Origin of the sequence: Altibacter sp. (assembly GCF_019913785.1) — a bacterium.
Lineage (GTDB): Bacteria > Bacteroidota > Bacteroidia > Flavobacteriales > Flavobacteriaceae > Altibacter.
Window position 1 is genome coordinate 1 of the sequence record NZ_JAIOHK010000033.1, and the last position, 19,445, is coordinate 19,445.

Below are 19,445 nucleotides of genomic sequence, written 5' to 3' on the forward strand. Positions count from 1 at the left end.
CTGAGTATCTACATTTGATTTTTGCTGAATGTTGCTATTTGTATTCGCCTCATCAGCAGGGTAGAAAAATGATCTCACGAAATTTCCAGAGCTCAATTCAAGATTAAACTGTAGTGATGTTGGGTAACCAGTTCTTCTATAGAAATTGTAAGGGTTGTTTCCATTACCAAAATGAGCGATAAAATGCTGTACTCCTAAGATGTCCCATTTTCCTTGCGTATTGGCTGCTGTAAAAGCAGCACCTACTGAAGAAATATAAGTTGATACATCTCCAGAAGAAGGCGCGTAACTCAGGTCGGCTTGTGGATCAAAATTTCCAAAACTCATTGCTTTAGCAATTGATTTTTGCATGGCGCTTTGAAGGAACGAATTAGCTCCTGAAGCATTTCCTCCGGCTAATGCCATTTCTGCTCGCATAAGGTCAACCCAAGAAGCTAACATAATTGGCATAATTCCTGCACCTTCACCGCCTTGACCTACACCCACTGGCAAAAATCTGTCGTCATCAAAATTTCCAGCGGCCGGATATACACCAAAGGCAGTTCTTCTAAAGGAATCTGGTGGAATTCCTTCTCCATTTCCATGATCTCTACCCCAATATCCACCGTCTACACTACAAAATACCATTCCACTTGGGAAATGAGCGGGTCTAGCCTGAGTAGAACAGAACAAGCGTTGTGGGTCTGGAGGACAAGGATTGCCATCAGCTCCATCGGCGTTTGGCGTACAAGGCCATTGTCTGTAAAAATAATATCTAATTCTTGGGTCATTTGAATGATACATTACATCCATTAACCAGTTTGATTTGTAATTACCAGCTCCACTCACTGCATAGTCTCCTGTGTAAGAAGGGTGTCTTGTATCGGGATTGGTTACATTGTTTCCATATTGAAATTGGAAATCATCTGCGGTATTAGAAATATAGTTTCCACTGTTTACTATGGCGTTAAATTTTGCTGTTGCATCTGAATTAACCAATCTAGTGTTTAGGTACGCATTCATTTTTAAGGTGTTCGCTAATCTAATCCACTTTGAAAAATCATTGTCGTAATAAAAATCGGTTTCAAGTCCTAAGCTTTCACTATTTAGCAAAGCGATACCCTCGTCAAGCATTTCTAAAGCAGCAGCGTAAACAGATGCATCATCATCTACGTTTGGATTTGGAAATTCTTCTGGATTTGTAGCCTCACTAAAAGGAATATCTCCATAGTAATCAACCAAGGTCATAAGCGCAGATGCTTTTAGAATTCGCATTACTCCAATATGCTTGTTCAATTCTAGCTCTGAGGCTATCACTTCGGCATTTTTCATATCTGAAAACATCCCACGATATGCTAATCCCCATTCGAAATTTGTATTCTCAGGGGCAAAATTATTAGCATAGGTTCTTCCAAACATATAGCTAACTCTGGTTAGAGCCGCTCCGTTACCTCCATAAATTCTACTGAAATTATTGAAGTCTAACTGAATAGCCACCAAATAACGCTCCAAATCGGCCTTATCTAGGGTAACTTGGTTTGGGTCATCAAGTAAATCTAAATCTGTGGTTTCACATGATGTGAAGGTAATCCCAAGAAGTAGAAAAAATAATATTGATATTTTATTTAATTTTTTCATTGTCATTTTTTTTAAATATTAAAATGTAAGATTAACACTGAAACCATATCTCTTACTACTTGGTCCAGTTAAGAACTCAAATCCTTCTCCGTTTCCTGCACCTAAACCTGCGACATTGGGATCGAAATTAATTCCTTTAGGAGTGTTATATGCATTGTACCACATATTGTATCCACTTGCCTTAATTACAACTTTTCCAAAAGGTGTCTTTTCTAATAGTTTTGTAGGTAATGAATAGGCTAGAGATACTTCTCTCAATCGTACTACTGAAGCATCATAAATTGATGGCTCATCAGCAGGACTTGCAAATCCATTATCGAAATAGAAATTAGAGTTATTAATCTGAATATCATTTGGCAATCCAGTTGCCGCACTTACACCAGGTAAGATGTACGTTGCTAAACGATCTTCGGTATCAGTCGTTAATCCTCTACCCATAAGTGAAGCAACAGTTACTGTGTACATGTCTCCTCCTGAAGTGTGACCAACGGCTACATTCAATGACAATCCTCTATACGAGAATGTATTTGAGTAGTTCATTACAAAATCTGGATTTGGATCACCGATAAATGGCAATAGACCATCCTCGTCTATTTCTTGAGAAAGATAGTTACCTGCACCATCTACTAATAAATTACCATTTTCATCTCTTGCGATACGTGCTCCAAAAATAGCACCAAGTGGATATCCTTCACGTGCACCATTTCCAAGGTTTGTGAATCCGGCATACATGATAAGCTGAGCATTTTCTTGACCTAAATCAATTACTTCACTTTCAGTTTTTGCAAAATTTACATTAAAATTCCAGTTGAAGCCATCTCCTTTGATGATATCTACACCGAAATCTGCTTCAATACCATGACGGAAAATTTCACCGATGTTGGTATCGGTAGTCGAAGCTCCTGTACTAACCGCAATGGGTTGTCCCTGAATAATCAAGTCGGTTGTAGTTCTTTCGTAATAAGAAACATCAAAATTGATACGGTTGAATAATCTTGCTTCCACACCAAATTCAATTTCAGAAAACAATTCCGGCTTGATATTAAGATTACCAATGTTACTATTGGTAGTGTTGGAAGTAACTAATGTAGTTCCATTAAGCCATGCTTGAGAATCTAGCACCACATTGGTGGCAGTAGGGTATGCCTCTGCAAATCTTGAGGAGGTTCCATAACCGGCTCTTAATTTTAAGAAGTTTATACCTGCATCCGATCGTAAAGCTGGGAATGCAGAAGTTGGTATAAACGACGCACTAGCAGATGGATAAAATATGGTGTTATTTATTGCATTTGATACCCAGTCATTTCTTCCTGCAAAGTTCAGATAAAGGAAATCTTTAATATCAAACCCAAGTTGACCATATACACCAACTACATTTCTTTTCTCGTGGTATTCTATAGCTGACGCATCAGTAAAACCGCTGTGATCGAAGAAATTAAATACCTGTTGCCCTGTACTGGAAACTCCAATTCTATTGTAGTCGGTACTTTTTGATGTTGCACCAACTAAGAAATCGATATTTAAGTCGTCGTTAAAAAGTGAAAAGTTATTTCCGCTTAATACCACTTTATGATCTACAATGAGATTATTGTTATTAAGTGTGCTGTAAAAACCACTATCGGTTGCCTCGTTACCGGTTACACCACCTTTGTTTTGTTTATTCACGTTATCTTCAGAATACATGTCCACACTTCCTTGGTACGCAATATTTAGATTTTCGGTCAAGTCATAGTCAATGGCACCAAATCCATTTACACGATTTACGTTTTGTGAGAAACGTGCATTAGCAATCGTCCAAAGTGGGTGTTGAATGGCATTGTCATCACGATAGTAAATACTACTACCATCTGGAGCTTGATATGGGAAATCAAAGAAATCCAAACTTCTAGGAGTATATAATAAATCTCCAAAGACCGATGAACCGGTTCCAAATATACTACTACCAAAACTCGCTGATACCGGAGGTGTCTTTAAGTTGGTTTTTGTATAATTTAAAGATCCTCTTGCGTTAACCTTGTTAGATAATTTTGCACCACCTGATATGGTTAAGTTCGTTCTGTCTACATTGTTCTCTGGTGTAAAACCTTCATCATTCACATGTGCGAACGCTAGACCGTAGTTATATTTGTTATCTTCACTTCTTCCTCTAGCGGTCAAAGCTATAGACGCAACTCCACCAGTCTTAAAGAATTTTTCTACAGCATTTCTAGGTTTCCAGTCATAACGAGCACCGTCGTATTGTGCCGCAAAATCGGGATAGTTAGTAGCCAAGTAAGCAGACTGTGAATATGGGTGAGGAATGGTACCGTCTGAATGGAAAGGTTTAGTTCCATCCGTATCTGTATCATCTACAAACTGTCCCCAGCCTCCAAGGCCATCTTTGTAAAAACCTGGTCCCCAGTTACTGTAGAACCAACCAAATGCCTGATCAAAACCACCACCGTATTTATTTTGGTAGTCTGGTAATGAAGCAATTTCATTAAAGAAGTAAGAAGAAGAAATCTCAATTTCTTGCTTCGAAGCTAAATTTTTAGAACTTCCTGTTTTAGTAGTAATTAAAATCACTCCATTTCTACCATCGGTTCCATAAAGGGTGGTTGCGGCAAGACCTTTTAAGATATCAATATTTTCAATGTTGTTTGGATCAATATCAAACGATCTACTGGTTCCCATGTTACCATCAACAAAATCGCCTGCTGCATTGGTATCGTTACTATACGGGACTCCGTCAATTACATAAAGCGCGTTGTTGTTTCCAGAGAAGGAGTTCATCCCTCTAATGATAACCCGGTTAGCAGATCCTGACATTCCATTTTGTGTTGTAATGTCAATACCAGCCGATTTACCTGTTAAAATACGAGTTAAGTCAGTTTCAGGATTATCTTTAATAGCTTCTTCTTTAATCGAAGAAACAGCATATCCCAGTGCTTTCTTTTCCTTTTTAATTCCCGAAGCAGTTACAACAACTTCCTCAAGTACTGCAGCATCCTCTTGAAGCTGAACACTTATTGAGTTAGTTGCCGCTGTCACGGGTCTTTCTATCGTAGTAAAACCTACATAACTGAACACAAGAATTTGACCAGTACTAGTTTGAATACTGTAGTTACCATCAAAATCACTCTGTGTACCATTACTAGTACCTTTTACGATAATGTTAACTCCAGGCAGGGGTAAACCAGTATTATCTGACACCGATCCGGAGATTGTTTTTTCTTGTGCGAACGTGAGTTGCACTACAAACGCTAGTAATAGCGTTAAAATTCCACTAAACTTTGTTCTCATTTTATGATTTATTTGAATTAGCCAATGCCAAAAATCACAATAAAAAGTTAAATACACAACTTTTTAAACTTAAAATTTAGTTTTTTTTAACTATTGTATAATCTATGTTAAAGCAAAAAAAATGAGATAATTTTTAGATATTACATTTAAAGGAATAAAAAAACACCTATGGAATTACCATAAGTGTTTTTGTTATTATAACTATATGATTAGAAATCTAATCTATATTAATTACTTTTTAATTCAAAAATTGCACGCTGTCCTGAAGTAATATCAGCAGTTGGTACAAACTGAACTACCAATGTTCCATACTCGGTAGGTAGTGAATTATTAGTTAGTGCGAAAAAGCCAGATCCTTTTCGTTCTCCTGCCGGAATCAAAACTTCAGAATCAAAACTAAAATTATCTGAAGTAATACTGGTTTCTTCAGCAACTACCTCTAATGCGAAAGTTCTGTCTTCCGAAGAAAGAGAAGTCACAAAATAGGCAACTGGGAAATTTATAGTTTGTCCTGGATTTATCGATATCTGCTGACTAGGAAAAGTAAATCCAATTGTGTTTCCTCGTTCGCTATCATAATCATTGTTATCAACTTCACATGATGTAACTAATGCAGCCGACACAATTAATGTTAATACTAAAAATATTTTTTTCATCTGTTTTAGTTTTTAAAATTAATACCCTGGGTTCTGCTGCATGTTTGCATTGGAATCTAAAGAACTTTGAGCAATCGGTAATTGAAATTTATTACTTCCTGCAGCAAGTGTCAACACGTCTGAAGGCGTTCCTGATCCGTCAGCGATATCACCAGCATTGGTTCTGTTTATTCCCAATCCCCATCTTTTTAAATCAAAAAAGCGTTGGTATTCGAAAGCAAGCTCCAATCGTCTTTCGAGACGTATCGCATCTCTTAAAGCATTTCCTGTTTCACCACTTGGCGGGTTTGTATATCTATTAGTTCTTATTTGATCTAAAGCTTGTCTTGCTGCAGCCTCATTTCCAATATTAAAATACGCTTCTGCCTTGTTTAAATAGGCTTCTTCAGCTCTTAATATTTTGTAGTCAACAACACCAGGCTGCCCTCCAGGGCGAGCAAATAATTTCTTAATACCATTATATGGAATTCCTCCGCTAGACGCATCTAAAACATAGGCGTCTTTTCGGATATCATCACTTGCAAACAAATTGGCAAGCTCAAAGGAAACTACATATTCAGGAATTAAACTTGTAACACCACCTTGGCTCCATGTAACACCAATTGCGTTTCCAAGAACGGGTTGCTCGTTTTCAATGCTAAAGACTAATCCATCGGTGCTTGTGTCTTCCCAAATTCCTACTACAGAGCCTCTAGGAGCAACAGCGGTGGTTACTCGATTAGCAGCATCAACAGCATTTTGCCATTGTCCCATATATAGATATACTCTAGATAATAATAGATTAACAGCATTTTTATTCAATCTATTTGCTGGATTGCTATCATTAATCCCAGCACGAGCATCTTCCAAATCTTGAATGATCATGCCATAAGTTTCGGCAACGCTGGAACGAGAAGGTAAAATACTTGTATCTGCTTCTGTTACATAAGCAACACCTAAACTTCCGTTAGCGTCACCCGACTGTGTTGGTATTTTAGCAAAATAGGATGCCAAATTTAAATGTCCAAGCGCTCTTAGTGCTTTTGCTTCAGCCACGATATTCGCTTTGCTTTCTCCTTCAAAGTTTTCGGCATAAAACAATACTTGATTGGCATGATAGATCATTACATATGCGTCTCTATAAAAAGTAAGCATTGTAGTAGATGCATTATAACTAAAATTGTGTAAATACAATTTTGTATTCCTACCGCCTTGTGATAAGGTTGCATTATCTGATAATACATCTGGTGCACTTAGCATAGAGCCAGCATCACTACTTCCGTACATTCCACCTCTAAGTAATTGAGAATATACTCCACGGATACCATTTTCAAAATCGGATGCCGTTACAAACGCATTTGCCGTAGCAAAACCGTCATAAGGTATTTGGTCTAGTTCTTTATCACAGGAAATAAGTGTTCCTGTTAAAAGAAAAATACACGTTAATTTATATATATATTTTTTCATTGTCATTTTTTTTTAATTAGAAACTTACGTCTAAACCTACTTGAATAGATTTTGTATTTGGATAACTATAGAGAGTTGCTTCACCCGGTGCAACAGAATTTGCAAAACTAATTGTTTCTCCCGATGAAAGACCTACTTCTGGATCTCCATAGAATTTTGTGAAGGTCAATAAGTTCTGCCCTTGCACATAAATTCGCAATGCACTTAATGGAGATCTTTCCAAGGTTGCTCTTGGGAAGTTATAAGAAAATGTTACGTTTCGCATTCTTATATAGTCGCCTTTTTCCAAGAAACGATCCGAATTAACCCCAGCCTCTAACTCATCTTGTAAGTATAATGGACTTGGGTGAACGTCTGTGTCTCCTGGTTGTTGCCAGTAATTGAATGCATCCAATGCTTGGTTGTCATCTATATTGGCTCCATCAGAAATTAAGTTATTCTTCACAAAGTTGTTAACCCAGTTTCCTGCCTTGAATACAAAGTCGGTACGCAAACCAAAACCTTTATAAGTAATGTTTGAGAAGAAACCTCCTTCTTTATCGGCGATAGTAGATTTTCCTTGGAAAACTCTATTTTCACCTTCAGGAAGGTTTAGACCTGTATACTTTTCACCGTCGGCTCCATAATAAAGCGCTTCTCCTGTAGCAGGATCTACACCGGCATATCGTACCAAGTAGTGCTCATTAATTTTAACACCCTCGCGATAAGCTATATTATAAGCCTGTGTTGGAAATACATCATCACCTTCACCATCCCCATCTAAATCGGGTAGCTCAACAATTTCTGTATCTAAGAATACGATGTTTCCTCCTAAGGTCCATTTAAAGTTTTCATTTCTAAAGACATCAGCCTGTAATGAAATTTCTAAACCTTTATTTTCAATAACCCCAAGGTTACCAACAACACCTAACTGACCAGTATTGTCAATCGCACCTACTTCATCTGCAGCAGGTATTAAGAATAACAAGGCTTCAGTTTCTCTTTTAAAATAATCAGCTACACCTCTAACTCTTCTGCCAAACAAGTTAAACTCTAAACCGATATTGGAAGTAATGGTGGTTTCCCACTTAATAGCATTGTTTCCATGGTTATTCGTTGTAGTTGAAGGACCTCCAGGATAAGAACTACCAAAACTTACTAAACTTTGAGATGCATAACGAGCAATACCATTTCTATTTCCTACGGTACCATAAGCAGCTCTAAGCTTTAAATCGTTGATCGCATCTACCTGAAAGAAATCTTCTTTGGCGATGTTCCATCCCAAACTTCCACTATAGAACCAACCGTATTGATTGTTTTGTCCAAAATTTGAGGATGCATCTGTACGTACAGAAGCTGATGCCAAATATCTTTCGTCAAAATCATAATCAGCGAAAAGTCCATAAGATAAAAGTGTAAGTATGTTTCGTGTTGTCGAAGCAACCGTAGGCGTACTAGCATTCACCTGTGTGTGCACTTGTGCCGATGGAAAACCGATACTTCGTGCAGTATATCCATTGTTTTCATTGACATTATACTCCATTAGTCCCAATACATTTAAATGGTGATTGGTTGCATCAAGACGATAATTCAGTCTATTGCTAACGGTAAAGTCAAAACGGTATATACCGGTATCTAATTTATTTCCGGGGTTGTTAGGATCACCAATAATCGCGTCCAAGATTCCTCCGGGTTTCGAATAACCATCTGTTCTTCTATTAAGGCTATTAGCCGAAGCTGAAAAGCCATAACTAAAGTTTTTAAATAGCTTTACGTCAGCGTTTACACCTGCCAATAAGTTGTTTTCAATGGCAACTGATGGCTCAGATAATAAAGCACCTCTCACATTGAAAGTAGTATGCGTAGGTGAATAAACTGGGTTTCCGTTTTCGTCTAATACGATACTACCATCTTCGTCCAAAACAAATTCTGTTTCGTATGGATTGTAATCATACATCGCTCTAAACGGGTTTTGTGCGTTGTTTCTGTCTCTAGGCTCATCACTAGTGGATCGAGCATATCCTACATTCACACCAATTTTCAACCAGTCTTTTGCGTCAAAATTAACGTTCAATCTGGAATTGATTCTTTCAAAACCGTCTAGTTGATCAATGATTCCAGAGTTTCTATCATGACCTACAGAAAAGTAGTAATCCGCTTTTTCTGATCCACCGGATATAGAAACGCTGTTATTTTGAACGATCCCTTGCTTAAGCATTAGATCTTGCCAGTCGGTTTCATTGTCAAGTAAGAACTGTCTTTCGGTACTACCCGGTGCCGTTGTAACACCCGGCAAACTATTTGCTGCTGATATTCCAAGGGCGAAAAGTTCTGCTTCATATTGCATCTTTTCTTCAGCATTCATCACTTCAAAATTTGGATTGATTCTAGAAGTGAATCCAAATCGCGAACTATACTTTACAATAGCATCTTTATTTCTATTACCTCTTTTTGTTGTAATAACCACAACTCCATTGGCTCCTCTGGAACCATACTGTGCTGTAGTCGCAGCATCTTTTAAAATGTCGATTTTATCAATATCCTCATTGGGGATATTTCCTAAATCTTCTTCACGAACCACTGCACCGTCAACTATATATAAAGGAGAAGAAGCTCCAGCAGATAGCGACCCAACTCCACGAATACGTACGAACGCACCTTGTCCGGGCTTACCATTTGCTGAGGTTACTGCAACCCCTGCTGCTTTACCTTGTAACAGGTTGTCAATACTCGTTGTTGGACTCAATTCCGAAATTTCGCTGGCAGATATAGATACTACTGCCGAAGTAGAAACTGTCTGGTTTCGGGTCGAATACCCAGTTACAACTACTTCTGAAAGGACATTACCAGCAACCATACCAACGTTAATAGTGTTGGCGGCACCCACTTTAATTTCCTGAGGGTCGAAACCGACATAACTGAAAACCAAAGTTTGCCCAACGTTTACCTCGATAGAATAATTTCCGTCAAAATCCGATTGGGTACCGGTGTTTGTCTCTTTAATAATAATATTGGCTCCCGGCAAAGGTAACCCTGTATCATCAGACACAGTTCCGGAAACGGTCTTTTCTTGTGCAAAAGCAAATTGCACCACTAACGCTAATAAAAACGTTAGTATTCCACGTATTTTTTGTTTCATATTATTAATATTTAATTAAGATTGGTCAAAATTGACAATAAATTGTTGAATTAACAAGTTTTTATTCTTAAAAATTATACATGCCAAGGTTTATTATTATCGGCTCTTACCCAATAAAATCAAAACCTTGAGGTTAGGCTTATATGAATCTTGGTGTTTGAAAGTCCAAAATCTTGTGTTTCGGAGTTTCCATTGGCAATATTAAGCTTTAAAAGCCCTGCTTTGGACTGCAATCCCAAACCAATTCCGAAGCTGTATAATTTCTCTTTCTGAAGAAAAATCTGATTCTCAAAATACCCAACATCAATAATACTATGTATATAAATAGATGCATTAAAGGCATATCGATATTCCGTATTTAATACTGAAAAAAACGATGCATCGATACTATTTTCGTCAAATCCACGTATACTTGTAATACCGCCAAATCTAAAAAGTTCATTGGTGATAAAAGTATCACTCAACAAAACACTTGTACTATTCTGAAGAAAAACAGAATTTTTAAAATTGAGATTAAAAATATGATGTAGTAAGGCGGAAAAGCGTTCTTGCCCTTCTTTGGCACTTTTTAATTCTCGCGACCCAACTTCAGCATCGATAGATAGGTACGATTTAACCGGAAAGAGGTTATTTCTTTGTTGTTTTTTATATGCTATTCCGGCTATAATATTGCGCGAAGTATAATCTTCAATAGCGATACCTCCAATAGCTGCGTCCAATAAATTGCTTGATTCATATCCTTTATATCCAATATAGCTGTGGGAAGTGGGTGTGATCTGGTAGGTAATCCTCGCCTGTTGCTCTGTAGTGACAAACGAACTATCCCTTTTAAAAATCTTGAGTTCTGCTCCCAAACCAAATGGCGACTTAAATAAATAGGGCATAGTCGCCTTTACTCTAAAATTTTGTTGCTCGTTTCCGTCGGCTTTGTAGTTGACAACCAATTGTTCGCCGAAGTTCAAATTATTGTTAAGTTCTAAGTTGATGTAGCCGTTAAAAGCCAAGTTCCGAGTTTCTTCGTTAGTGGAAAACCCCAAAATGCCATCGAACAGATTGTTGTTTTGTTTTTTCAGATAAAAATAAACCGCAGTTGTTTTTTTTCGAAATAAGGCTTCCGGGGCTTTTATGGTACTTACAAATCCCAGATTATTGAGTACGTCGTTTTGCGCGATCAATTTTTTTTGACTGAATTTTCTCCCAACCCTCACGCCGGCATAATATTTCAAATAAGACTTAGGAAATTTATCATACCCTTTTACCACAAGGGAGTCGATGGTTCGCTCGGCACCGCTCACGAGAATTAGTTGCGCTTCTAGTGTGTTGGCGGACAGTTTGGTGATCTCATCCAACCGTACTTTAGCGAAGGCGTTTCCGTTTTCGGCTTTAAAACTGTTCAATTTTAATAGTGCGGTTTCCACATTCTCCACACGAAGTATAAAATATTCGTCAGTTACCTCTTGGGCAACTCTGAACAATTCACTTTTTTTGAAATCGGTTGCTTGGTAGAATACCTTAATATATAGGTATCTATTTCCTAAAAAATACGTAGCGATATAACTGGAATCATTCTTTTTATCAAGCGTGCGTAATTCACTTTCAATATATCCTTTCTTTTGAAGTTGATAAGCCAAGGTGTCGGCGACTTTTTTCAGACTTAAATAATTGGCAAAGGATTTGGGATGTTCCAGGCTATCCAAAAGGGATTGGGGGATCGTTGTTTCGGCCTCAATTATCAGATTCAAATTTTGAGCATTTGCTATCTGAAGAAAAGCAGTATATATATTAAGGTATAAGAAAAGGCGAAGGAACTGTTTCAAAAACTACTTTTTTGTGTTGTAAAACTAACGTTTCGCTTCGGCATTTAATATCTGAATTTCAAAATAATAAAAGAGTGGGTAAAATTAATTTAGTAACGTTTGATTAATTCAATTTTATTTCTACCTTTGCAAGCCCTTAAAAAGAGGGATTTTATATTTAAATAAGTATAATACATATTTTATATGCCAACAATTTCACAATTAGTACGAAAAGGAAGAGCCAAAATAACCAAGAAGAGTAAATCGGCTGCTTTAGATTCGTGCCCTCAGCGAAGAGGTGTGTGTACGCGTGTATATACGACTACTCCTAAGAAACCAAACTCTGCGATGCGAAAAGTAGCGAGGGTTAGGTTGACAAACGGAAAAGAAGTAAACGCATACATCCCGGGTGAAGGACACAATCTACAAGAGCACTCGATAGTATTGGTTAGAGGTGGAAGGGTGAAGGATTTGCCAGGAGTTAGATACCACATTGTTCGTGGAGCTTTAGACACCGCTGGTGTTGAAGGAAGAACACAACGTAGATCTAAGTATGGTGCAAAACGCCCTAAAAAGTAATTTAAAACTTTTAAAGAGAAGACATGAGAAAAAGACAGGCCAAGAAAAGACCACTTTTACCCGATCCAAGGTTTAACGACCAATTGGTAACACGTTTTGTGAACAACATGATGTGGGACGGAAAAAAGTCGGTGGCTTTTAAAGTGTTTTACGATGCAATAGATATCGTAGAAGAGAAAAAAACAGACGAAGAAAAAACGGCTTTAGAAATTTGGAAAGATGCTCTTTCTAATGTAATGCCACACGTCGAGGTTCGTAGTCGTAGAGTTGGTGGGGCCACCTTCCAAATTCCTATGCAAATACGTCCGGACAGAAAGATTGCAACTGCTATGAAGTGGTTGATCGGTTATGCGAGAAAGCGTAACGAAAAATCTATGGCACAAAAGTTAGCAGGCGAAATTCTTGCAGCTGCAAAAGAAGAAGGTGCTGCGGTTAAAAAGCGTACGGATACGCACAAAATGGCCGAAGCAAATAAGGCATTCTCACATTTCAGATTCTAAAAAATGGCACAAAGAGATTTAAAATATACAAGAAATATAGGGATTGCTGCGCATATTGATGCCGGTAAAACCACCACCACAGAACGTATTTTGTTCTATACCGGGGTGAGTCACAAAATTGGTGAAGTTCACGATGGTGCAGCAACTATGGACTGGATGGAACAGGAGCAAGAAAGAGGTATTACCATTACTTCGGCAGCTACTACTTGTACCTGGAAGTTCCCATTGAAAAATGGTGAACCGGTGGACGAAACAAAAGATTTTCATTTTAATATTATCGATACTCCGGGTCACGTTGATTTTACCGTTGAGGTAAACAGATCGCTACGTGTGCTAGATGGATTGGTATTCCTTTTTAGTGCAGTAGATGGTGTTGAGCCACAATCTGAAACTAACTGGAGGCTTGCAGATAACTATAAGGTGCCACGTATTGGATTCGTTAATAAAATGGATCGTCAAGGGGCTAACTTTATGGAAGTTTGTCAGCAGGTGAAAGACATGTTAAAGTCAAACGCCGTACCGATCGTATTGAATATTGGTGATGAAGAGAACTTTAAAGGAATTGTTGATCTAGTAAAGAACCGTGCGGTAATTTGGCATGATGAGTCTTTCGGAGCAACTTTTGACGTTGTCGATATTCCTGAAGAACTAAAGGCAGAAGCAAAATTATTACGTGGTAAACTTATTGAAGAAGTTGCTGCCTATGATGAAAATTTGCTTGAAAAATATATGGAAGATGAAGATTCTATTACTGAAGATGAAGTGCATGCTGCACTTCGAGCTGCTGTAATGGATATGTCTATCATACCAATGGTATGTGGGTCGTCTTTTAAAAACAAAGGAGTTCAATTTTTATTGGATGCCGTTTGTAGATACTTACCTTCTCCAGTGGATAAGGAAGGTATTATTGGTGTAAACCCGGATACCGAAAAAGAAGAGATCCGCAAGCCGGATGTATCTGCTCCTTTTTCGGCATTGGCATTTAAAATTGCTACCGATCCATTTGTAGGTCGTTTGGCATTCTTCCGTGTTTATTCCGGTCGATTGGATGCAGGTTCTTATATCTTGAATAACCGTTCGGGAAAAAAAGAACGTATCTCACGTATTTACCAAATGCACTCTAATAAGCAAAACGCTATCGATTTTATTGAAGCAGGAGATATTGGAGCAGCTGTTGGGTTTAAAGATATTAAGACAGGAGATACCATGTCCGATGAGAAACACCCTATCGTTTTAGAAAGTATGAACTTCCCCGATCCTGTAATTGGTATCGCGGTGGAGCCTAAAACAAAGGCCGATGTAGACAAATTAGGTATGGCTTTATCAAAGCTTGCCGAAGAAGATCCAACCTTTACGGTTCGTACCGATGAGGCTTCCGGCCAGACTATTATTTCTGGTATGGGTGAGCTTCACTTAGACATTATCGTGGATCGTTTACGTCGTGAGTTTAAAGTAGAAGTGAACCAAGGTCAACCACAGGTTGAGTATAAGGAAGCAGTAACTAAAACTGCAGATCACAGAGAAGTGTATAAAAAGCAATCTGGTGGTCGTGGTAAGTTTGCAGATATTGTGTTTACCCTTGAACCGGCTGAGGACGGCAAAGTAGGACTTGAATTCGTGAATGCTGTAAAAGGTGGTAACGTTCCTAAGGAATTTATCCCTTCGGTTGAAAAAGGATTTAAACAAGCTATGGCGAATGGACCTTTGGCCGGATTTGAAGTTGATAGCATGAAAGTTACCTTGAAAGACGGGTCATTCCACGCTGTGGATTCTGACGCACTTTCTTTTGAACTTGCTGCTAAATTAGGCTTTAAAGCGGTTGCCAAAAAAGCAGGCGCCGTAATACTCGAGCCAATTATGAAATTGGAAGTGATCACGCCTGAAGAAAACATGGGTGATATAGTAGGCGACTTGAACCGTCGTCGTGGTCAAGTAAATGATATGGGTGATAGAGCCGGTGCTAAGGTTGTAAAAGCTGAAGTGCCTCTTTCTGAAATGTTTGGTTATGTAACCACTTTGAGAACCTTGTCATCAGGTCGTGCCACATCAACAATGGAATTTGCACATTATGCTGAAACTCCTTCAAATATATCGGAAGAAGTAATCGCAGCAGCAAGAGGAACCGCTAACGTATAATATTTCAGCAATGAGTCAAAAAATAAGAATTAAACTAAAATCTTACGATCACAATTTAGTGGACAAATCTGCTGAAAAAATCGTTAAGACCGTAAAAAGTACCGGTGCCGTAGTAACAGGGCCAATCCCTTTACCTACGCACAAGAAGATCTTTACCGTATTGCGTTCACCACACGTAAACAAGAAGAGTAGAGAACAATTTCAATTAAGCTCTTACAAGCGTTTATTGGATATCTACAGCTCTTCTTCAAAAACAATTGACGCTCTAATGAAGTTGGAGTTGCCAAGTGGTGTTGAAGTAGAGATCAAGGTATAGTGCTTTTGCTGAAACACCATAGTTTCAGTAACATGTCCGGAGCTGCGTGCAATGGAAAAACGGAACAAAATAATTTCAGGGTTGAATTTATTTTGACCCTGTTTTTTTCTGAAGCGGTTTCAGAATAAAAAAAGAGAATAATTAATAACTAATAATAAATAAATATGTCTGGGTTAATTGGAAAGAAGATAGGGATGACCAGCATCTTTGACGAGAACGGAAAAAATATTCCGTGTACCGTTATTGAGGCAGGCCCTTGTGTTGTTACCCAAGTCAGAACCAAAGAGGTTGACGGGTACGAAGCTCTTCAACTTGGTTTCGATGACAAGAAGACTGCTACAAAGGCCGCCGAAGGGCACGCCAAAAAAGCAGGAACCGTTGCAAAACGTAAAGTCGTAGAATTCCAAGGATTTGAAGAAAATTACAAATTAGGTGACACCATCACGGTGGAACATTTTATCGAAGGAGAATACGTGGATATTTCAGGTACTTCTAAAGGTAAAGGATTTCAAGGTGTTGTAAAACGTCATGGTTTTGGTGGTGTGGGTCAAGCGACTCACGGTCAGCACAACCGTTTAAGAGCGCCGGGTTCTATTGGTGCTGCATCCTATCCTGCGAGAGTATTCAAGGGAATGAAGATGGCCGGCCAAATGGGGAACGAAAAGGTGAAAGTTGAAAATTTAAGAGTTTTAAAAGTAGTTCCTGAAAAGAATCTACTTGTGGTTAAAGGATGTGTTCCCGGTCACAAAAACGCTTATGTAATGATTCAGAAATAATGAAGGTAGCTGTATTAGATAGTAACGGAAAAGACACAGGTAGAAAGGTTGAACTTTCTAAGGATGTGTTCGGAATAGAGCCAAACAATCACGCTGTTTACCTAGATGTGAAACAATATCTTGCCAATCAACGGCAAGGAACTCACAAAGCCAAGGAACGTGCAGAGATTACGGGTTCTACGAGAAAGATCAAGAAACAAAAGGGAACAGGTACTGCCCGTGCGGGAAGTATCAAGTCTGGAATTTTTAAAGGTGGTGGACGTATGTTCGGACCTAGACCAAGAAGTTATTCCTTTAAGTTAAACAAAACCCTAAAGCGTTTGGCGCGTCGTTCGGCCCTGAGTATCAAGGCAAATGATAAGGCAATCGTGGTATTGGAAGACCTTAATTTTGAAGGGCCAAAAACAAAGAATTTCACAGCTGTTTTGAAGTCGTTAGGACTTGAAAACAAAAAATCTTTGTTTGTGTTGGGAGAGTTAAATAATAATGTATATTTGTCGTCTCGCAATTTGAAAGGTACAGAAGTTGTAACTAGCTCAGAATTAAGTACTTATAAAATTATGAATGCAAGCAGTCTTGTGCTGTTTGAAGGTTCTTTGGAAGGAATTGAAACAAACTTAAGTAAATAGAAACAAGATGAATATCTTAATAAAACCTATAATTACGGAAAAAGCTACCAAAGCTGCGGAAGACAAAAATGTTTTCGGTTTTGTAGTAAACCCAAAGGCGAACAAGGTTGAAATCAAGAAAGCGGTGGAAGCTGCTTACGGAGTTTCTGTTACCGGAGTTCGTACAATGAATGTCCGCCCCAATAGAAAGACTCGTTATACAAAGACGGGAATTCAAACTGGTAAAACAAATGCTTATAAAAAGGCAATTGTACAGGTGGCGGAAGGTGATACAATAGATTTTTACACGAACATCTAAGCTTGCTTAGATTTAATTAGACAAAAATGTCAGTAAGAAAATTAAAACCTATCACCCCAGGTCAGCGATTTAGAGTTGTAAATGGATTTGACGCCATTACAACTGATAAGCCGGAGAAAAGTTTATTAGCTCCGAACAAAAGATCTGGTGGTAGAAACAGTCAAGGAAAAATGACCATGCGCTATTTAGGTGGAGGTCATAAAAGAAAATATCGAATTATCGATTTTAAACGCGACAAGGCAGGAATTCCTGCAACTGTTGCTTCAATTGAATACGATCCAAACCGTACGGCTTTTATCGCTTTATTGAATTACCAAGATGGTGAAAAGCGTTATATAATTGCACAGAACGGACTACAGGTTGGGCAAAACATCGTTTCGGGTGAGAGCGTTGCTCCAGAAATTGGAAATGCCATGACACTCGCCAATATCCCATTAGGTACTGTTATATCTTGTTTAGAGTTGCGTCCTGGTCAAGGTGCTGTTTTGGCGCGTAGCGCCGGTGCGTTTGCGCAATTAATGGCAAGAGATGGGAAATATGCAACCGTTAAATTACCTTCTGGTGAAACACGAATGATCCTTGTTAATTGTATGGCTACTATTGGAGCTGTATCGAATAGCGACCATCAATTGTTGGTATCTGGTAAAGCTGGTAGATCAAGATGGTTAGGAAGAAGACCTCGTACAAGACCAGTGGTTATGAACCCGGTTGATCACCCAATGGGTGGTGGTGAAGGTAAATCTTCGGGAGGACACCCACGTTCTAGAAACGGTATTCCTGCTAAAGGTTACAGAACCCGTTCTAAGAAGAATCCGAGTAGTAAATATATTATCGAACGTAGAAAGAAATAAGCTATGGCAAGATCATTAAAAAAAGGACCTTACGTTCACTATAAGTTAGAACAGAAAGTTGGACAAAATGTTGAGTCGAATAAGAAAACCGTAATCAAGACTTGGTCACGTGCTTCTATGATTACTCCGGATTTTGTTGGACAAACTATCGCGGTACATAACGGAAAACAATTTGTTCCTGTATATGTGACCGAAAATATGGTAGGACATAAATTAGGAGAATTTTCACCTACAAGATCATTCCGTGGTCACGCTGGTGCAAAAAATAAAGGAAAAAAATAATAGGCCATGGGAGTTCGTAAAAGAGAAAGAGCAGAACAGATCAAGGAAGCAAAGAAGACAATGTACTTTGCTAAGTTGAACAATTGCCCTACTTCACCTAGAAAAATGCGCTTGATGGCGGATTTGATACGAGGTGAAAAAGTAGACAAGGCGCTTAATATTTTAAAGTTCAGTGCTAAAGAATCATCACGTCGTTTAGAGAAATTGGTTTTGTCTGCAATTGCAAACTGGCAAGCTAAGAACGAGGATGCTTCTTTGGAAGATGCAGATCTTTTTATAAAAGAGATTCGTGTAGATGGTGGAACTATGTTGAAAAGACTTCGTCCAGCACCACAGGGTCGCGCACACAGAATTAGAAAACGTTCCAACCACGTAACACTGGTATTGGGAGCTAACGATAACACACAAAGCAATTAATAAATGGGACAGAAGACAAATCCAATCGGGAATCGCCTAGGTATTATTAGAGGATGGGAATCCAACTGGTACGGAGGTAACGACTACGGTGATAAATTAGCCGAAGACGACAAGATTAGAAAATATATTCACGCCCGTTTGAGTAAAGCAAGTGTGTCTAGAGTAATTATTGAGCGCACGCTTAAACTTGTAACCGTTACTATAACCACAGCCCGCCCCGGTATCATTATCGGTAAAGGAGGTCAGGAAGTAGACAAGTTAAAAGAAGAGCTTAAAAAGATTACGGGTAAAGAGGTTCAGATCAACATCCATGAGATCAAAAGACCTGAATTAGATGCTTTCTTAGTAGGAGCTAGTGTAGCGAGACAAATTGAAAACAGAATTTCATACCGTCGAGCTATTAAAATGGCTATTGCAGCTGCTATGCGTATGAACGCAGAGGGTATTAAAATTCAGATTTCGGGTCGTTTAAATGGGGCTGAGATGGCGCGTTCAGAATCGTATAAAGATGGACGTATCCCTTTATCAACTTTTAGAGCCGACATCGATTATGCTTTAGTTGAGGCACACACTACCTATGGTAGATTGGGTGTTAAAGTATGGATCATGAAAGGTGAAGTTTATGGAAAAAGAGAGCTTTCTCCCCTTGTTGGTATGACCAAAAAGGCTGGAAAAGGTGGAAATTCCGGAGGACGAGGAGGCAACAATAAGCCACGTCGTAGAAAGTAATTTTTTAAATAGAAGAA

General features: G+C 38.6%; 17 protein-coding genes. 11 read left to right on the forward strand and 6 right to left on the reverse strand.

All coding sequences use genetic code 11. From position 1 onward, the window contains the following. The 6 genes from K8F54_RS04820 to K8F54_RS04845 all read right to left on the reverse strand — a co-directional run. Window positions 1-1,617 (reverse strand): SusD/RagB family nutrient-binding outer membrane lipoprotein (locus tag K8F54_RS04820; RefSeq protein ID WP_290787817.1); only part of this gene is annotated, 1,617 nt, incomplete at its 3' end. Between the two features lie 18 nt (window positions 1,618-1,635). Continuing rightward, window positions 1,636-4,899, reverse strand: a complete 3,264-nt coding sequence (locus K8F54_RS04825) for a SusC/RagA family TonB-linked outer membrane protein (protein WP_290787820.1) — start codon at window positions 4,897-4,899, stop codon at window positions 1,636-1,638. Window positions 4,900-5,126: 227 nt separating this feature from the next. Further along, on the reverse strand, window positions 5,127-5,555 hold the full coding sequence (locus K8F54_RS04830; protein WP_290787823.1) for a hypothetical protein: 429 nt from the start codon (window positions 5,553-5,555) through the stop codon (window positions 5,127-5,129). Window positions 5,556-5,573: 18 nt separating this feature from the next. After that, entirely contained in the window at window positions 5,574-7,001 is a 1,428-nt protein-coding gene (locus K8F54_RS04835) for a RagB/SusD family nutrient uptake outer membrane protein (RefSeq protein WP_290787825.1), read from the reverse strand. A gap of 16 nt (window positions 7,002-7,017) precedes the next feature. Next, complete coding sequence (locus tag K8F54_RS04840) at window positions 7,018-10,119, reverse strand: SusC/RagA family TonB-linked outer membrane protein (RefSeq protein WP_290787828.1); 3,102 nt, start codon at window positions 10,117-10,119, stop codon at window positions 7,018-7,020. Between the two features lie 119 nt (window positions 10,120-10,238). After that, complete coding sequence (locus K8F54_RS04845; RefSeq protein ID WP_290787831.1) at window positions 10,239-11,861, reverse strand: BamA/TamA family outer membrane protein; 1,623 nt, start codon at window positions 11,859-11,861, stop codon at window positions 10,239-10,241. A 258-nt stretch (window positions 11,862-12,119) separates the two neighbouring features. Between K8F54_RS04845 and rpsL the strand changes: the two genes are divergently transcribed. From rpsL to rpsC, 11 genes are all read left to right on the forward strand, one after another. Next, on the forward strand, window positions 12,120-12,494 hold the full coding sequence (rpsL, locus tag K8F54_RS04850) for a 30S ribosomal protein S12 (RefSeq protein ID WP_010230128.1): 375 nt from the start codon (window positions 12,120-12,122) through the stop codon (window positions 12,492-12,494). A 23-nt stretch (window positions 12,495-12,517) separates the two neighbouring features. Then, window positions 12,518-12,994, forward strand: coding sequence for a 30S ribosomal protein S7 (rpsG, locus tag K8F54_RS04855; protein ID WP_290787852.1), 477 nt, complete (start codon window positions 12,518-12,520; stop codon window positions 12,992-12,994). A gap of 3 nt (window positions 12,995-12,997) precedes the next feature. After that, a complete protein-coding gene (gene fusA / locus K8F54_RS04860) occupies window positions 12,998-15,130 on the forward strand; it encodes an elongation factor G (RefSeq protein WP_290787854.1) in 2,133 nt (710 codons plus the stop codon). A 10-nt stretch (window positions 15,131-15,140) separates the two neighbouring features. Beyond that, window positions 15,141-15,446: a 30S ribosomal protein S10 gene (rpsJ, locus tag K8F54_RS04865; protein ID WP_010181931.1), complete on the forward strand. Its 306-nt coding sequence runs from the start codon at window positions 15,141-15,143 to the stop codon at window positions 15,444-15,446. A gap of 164 nt (window positions 15,447-15,610) precedes the next feature. Continuing rightward, window positions 15,611-16,222: a 50S ribosomal protein L3 gene (gene rplC / locus K8F54_RS04870; RefSeq protein WP_290787856.1), complete on the forward strand. Its 612-nt coding sequence runs from the start codon at window positions 15,611-15,613 to the stop codon at window positions 16,220-16,222. Further along, window positions 16,222-16,851, forward strand: a complete 630-nt coding sequence (rplD, locus tag K8F54_RS04875) for a 50S ribosomal protein L4 (protein WP_290787858.1) — start codon at window positions 16,222-16,224, stop codon at window positions 16,849-16,851. The genes rplC and rplD overlap by 1 nt, the downstream gene beginning before the upstream one ends. Window positions 16,852-16,858: 7 nt before the next feature. After that, window positions 16,859-17,149, forward strand: a complete 291-nt coding sequence (gene rplW, locus K8F54_RS04880) for a 50S ribosomal protein L23 (RefSeq protein WP_290787860.1) — start codon at window positions 16,859-16,861, stop codon at window positions 17,147-17,149. A 26-nt stretch (window positions 17,150-17,175) separates the two neighbouring features. Next, complete coding sequence (gene rplB / locus K8F54_RS04885) at window positions 17,176-18,000, forward strand: 50S ribosomal protein L2 (RefSeq protein ID WP_290787862.1); 825 nt, start codon at window positions 17,176-17,178, stop codon at window positions 17,998-18,000. Between the two features lie 3 nt (window positions 18,001-18,003). Continuing rightward, window positions 18,004-18,282: a 30S ribosomal protein S19 gene (gene rpsS, locus K8F54_RS04890; protein ID WP_290787864.1), complete on the forward strand. Its 279-nt coding sequence runs from the start codon at window positions 18,004-18,006 to the stop codon at window positions 18,280-18,282. A 6-nt stretch (window positions 18,283-18,288) separates the two neighbouring features. Continuing rightward, window positions 18,289-18,699, forward strand: coding sequence for a 50S ribosomal protein L22 (rplV, locus tag K8F54_RS04895; protein WP_290787866.1), 411 nt, complete (start codon window positions 18,289-18,291; stop codon window positions 18,697-18,699). Between the two features lie 3 nt (window positions 18,700-18,702). Beyond that, window positions 18,703-19,428: a 30S ribosomal protein S3 gene (gene rpsC / locus K8F54_RS04900; protein ID WP_290787868.1), complete on the forward strand. Its 726-nt coding sequence runs from the start codon at window positions 18,703-18,705 to the stop codon at window positions 19,426-19,428. Window positions 19,429-19,445: the final 17 nt, after the last annotated feature.